This window comes from Phenylobacterium sp., from assembly GCF_031425575.1.
Classification (GTDB): domain Bacteria; phylum Pseudomonadota; class Alphaproteobacteria; order Caulobacterales; family Caulobacteraceae; genus Phenylobacterium.
Genome location: NZ_JANPJP010000178.1, coordinates 1 through 3,008 on the forward strand (window position 1 = coordinate 1; position 3,008 = coordinate 3,008).

A 3,008-nucleotide genomic window follows, 5' to 3' on the forward strand; every position below is an offset into this window, starting at 1 on the left:
ATCAGGGCCTGAGGAGGCCGTCTCTGGCCTCGCGCCGAAACGCCGCCTCCATCGCCCGGCCTCACTGAACGGCCATCGACCAAACTCCCCCATGGGTGCGTCAGCGCGTTTACACACAGCCTCCACCCGTTGTGGACATTCCCAGGTCAGCTTGTCGGTCGTCGCCGCCATGTCCGCGGCGTCGCTGGCCTTCCGTTGGTGAGCACACGCCTTGGAGCGCCTTGCGGCGAAGCTGAAGCCGTGACTTTAGGGACCATGCCCCTTTATCCCGCCACCGCCGCCGACCTGCCCGCCGTCGTCGATCTTGTGAACTCCGGCTATCGTGGGGAAACGTCCCGCCAGGGCTGGACGACGGAGGCTGACTATCTAGCGGGCCAGCGCACCGATCTCGCCACCCTCACGAACGACCTCGCTGAGACGCCCGGCGCCGCCCTTTTCGTGTGGCGTGACGATCCTGACACGCCGCTGCTGGGAACCGTCTGGCTGGAGCCCGCTGAAACCGGTGTCATGTACCTGGGCATGCTTACCGTCCGCCCCGATCTCCAGGCCCGGCGTCTGGGCCGCACCCTGCTGCACGCCGCCGAGGCTGTGGCCGAGGCCAAGGGCGCGCGGCGCCTCCGCATGACGGTGGTGAACCTCCGCGACACCCTGATCGCCTGGTACGCAAGGCGCGGCTACGACCTCACCGGCGAGACGCGGCCCTTTCCCTACGGCGACCGCCGCTTCGGCGTTCCACTGCGGGACGACCTGGCCTTCGTGGTGCTCGAGAAGGCTCTCTAGGCGATCTCGAAGGTCACGGTGGAGCGTCCGAAATCCAGGGTCACCGCGGTGAATTCGGCCATTAGGTCCATGCCCAACACCAGGGCGGGCTTGTCGGCCAAGCCCCAGAGGCCGAACACCGACAGGTCGGCGAACACCACCGGCACATTGCCCATCTGCACCCCGCCGACCCGCAGGAACGGCAGGTACATCATATCCCCGACGAACGTCTCCCCGGTCACCGAGACCATGGTCACCTTCTCCAGCTTCGCCTCGAGCCGCTTGTCCAGCATCCGGCGCAGGGTGGGGTTGCCGATGGAGAGCTGGGCCCCGGAATCGATCATGCAGCTGATCGGCTTGGCCCCCATGTCGGCGTCGACGATGGTCAGTTGCCCGATGCGTTTGCGGGCCGGCACCACCACGCTCTTCCGGCTGCTGACGTCGCGGCGAGAACTGGTGATCGCGACGTGCTTTTCCGCCATATTCAGCACCAGGCGTTGGCCGCGCAGCCAGTCCACCGCCAGCAGACCCTCGATATCGGTGCCCACAAAGGGCAGGACCGGCACCTTGACCCGGCGCTGGGCGCGGCCGCCGACCTGCAGGCTGTCCACCAGCACGCTCTGGCGGGTGCGTCGGCCGATGATGGTGTTGACCACCACCTTGCCCCCGTCCGGCAGCGCCAGACGGGCGGCCAGGGTCGTGGAGATGCACGAGCGGTTGGCCCCGGTGTCCACCATGAAGTCGAAGGGGCCCAGGCCATTGATCGTCACCGGCACGGTGATCCGCGAGAACGCGTCCTTGCCGCTGGCCACCTGAGTGGGCTCGAGGCTCGCCTCATCGTCCGGCGTGATCGCCGGGGCTGCTGCGGGCGGGGTCTGGGCCTGCGCCAGACCTCCGCCTATCAAGATGGCGCCGCCCAGCGCGGAGGCCGCGCCGCGACGCGTCAGCCCGTCGGCCATGGCTAGGTGAGGCCCTTGCTCGGATTGATAAGGTACTTCTCGCCGGTGGCGCGGCGGTTGTAGCCGGCCATGATCTCCGGCTTCAGGGCCTCGGCCAGCGAGATCTCGTGGGAATAATGGCTGGCGAAGGTGGTCTTCAGCTCGTCCAGCACCCGCTGGCGTAGCTTGCCGGCGGCCTCGGCGCCGATCTTCATCAGGAACGGCGTCAGCAGCCAGCCGCCCAGACCCCAGGACATGCCGAAGGACCGGTTCAGCTCGGTGGCCGAGGTGTTCAGCCCGCCATAGATGTAGACCTGCTTATAGGTGGTCGACCCGTAGCGGCTGTAGGTCTTGGCCGTCATGTTGGCGGCGACTTCCATGCCGCTGAGGATCTGGCCGGCCAGCTTGCCGCCGCCGATGGCGTCGAAGGCCAGGGTGGCGCCGGTGGCGGCGAGCGCCTTGATCAGCTCTTCCATGAAGTCGGGCGCGGTGGAGTCCAGGACGTACTTGGCGCCGATGTCCTTGAGGATCTTGGCCTGCTCGGGGCTGCGGACGATGTTCACAAGGTCGACCCCGTCCTTGAGGCAGACCTTGTTCAGCATCTGGCCCAGGTTGGAGGCCGCGGCGGTGTGGACCAGGGCCTTGTGGCCCTCCATCTTCATGGTCTCAACCATGCCCAGCGCCGTCAGCGGATTGACGAAGCAGGAGGCGCCGTCGGCGGCGGTCGCGCCGGCCGGCAGCACCAGGACGTCGGCGGCCTTCAGCAGGCGGTACTGGGCGTACATCGCCCCGCCCAGCATGGCGACGGTCTTGCCCAGCAGATGCTGCGCATTGGCGCCGGCCTTGATCACCTCGCCCGCGCCCTCATTGCCCACCGGCATGGACTCATCGGCCCGGCCGCCCATGGCGCGCATGAAGTTCGGCTGGATGGGCGCGGTGGTCACCGGACGGTCGGCCGGGCCCGACATCTTGGCCTGGGCGACATCGATGGGGCCCAGCAGCAGGCCAAGGTCGGACGGATTGATCGGCGAGGCCTGGACCCGGACCAGGATCTCGTCGGGGCCGGGATCGGGGTGCGAGACGCTGGCCAGGGACAGCTCCAGCTCGCCGCTCGACTTCACCAGGGAGCGCAGCTCCAGCCCTTGAGTTTCGTTGCTCATCTGCGTTTCCAATCCCGTGTTGTGGTCTTTTTCGCGCCTGGAGCGCGTGTGGTCTTCACTTAGGGCGCGCAGGGCCCCGTTGCGAGCCCGACCTGCAAATTCTCAAGCTTGTTGGCCAAGCCTCGTGTCTCCGGACCGCTTCTGTCCTTCT

At 67.5% G+C, this 3,008-nt stretch carries 3 protein-coding genes; 1 reads left to right on the plus strand and 2 read right to left on the minus strand.

Features of this window, described 5'->3' with window-relative positions; all coding sequences use genetic code 11:
• Positions 1-255 precede the first annotated feature (255 nt).
• Entirely contained in the window at positions 256-780 is a 525-nt protein-coding gene (locus RMO97_RS10100; RefSeq protein ID WP_310540789.1) for a GNAT family N-acetyltransferase, read from the plus strand.
• On the opposite strand, the gene RMO97_RS10105 is transcribed toward RMO97_RS10100, so the two are convergent.
• Positions 777-1,718, minus strand: coding sequence for a retroviral-like aspartic protease family protein (locus RMO97_RS10105; RefSeq protein ID WP_310540790.1), 942 nt, complete (start codon positions 1,716-1,718; stop codon positions 777-779). The genes RMO97_RS10100 and RMO97_RS10105 overlap by 4 nt on opposite strands.
• Before the next feature lie 2 nt (positions 1,719-1,720).
• Positions 1,721-2,857 (minus strand): zinc-binding dehydrogenase, encoded by a 1,137-nt coding sequence (locus RMO97_RS10110; protein WP_310540791.1) that lies wholly within the window; start codon positions 2,855-2,857, stop codon positions 1,721-1,723.
• Between the last annotated feature and the right edge of the window lie 151 nt (positions 2,858-3,008).

Coding starts and splice junctions, on each gene's coding strand:
- RMO97_RS10100 (WP_310540789.1), top strand. CDS start 256: ATGCCCCTTTATCCCGCCACCGCCGCCGACCTGCCCGCCGTCGTCGAT.
- RMO97_RS10105 (WP_310540790.1), bottom strand. CDS start 1,718: ATGGCCGACGGGCTGACGCGTCGCGGCGCGGCCTCCGCGCTGGGCGGC.
- RMO97_RS10110 (WP_310540791.1), bottom strand. CDS start 2,857: ATGAGCAACGAAACTCAAGGGCTGGAGCTGCGCTCCCTGGTGAAGTCG.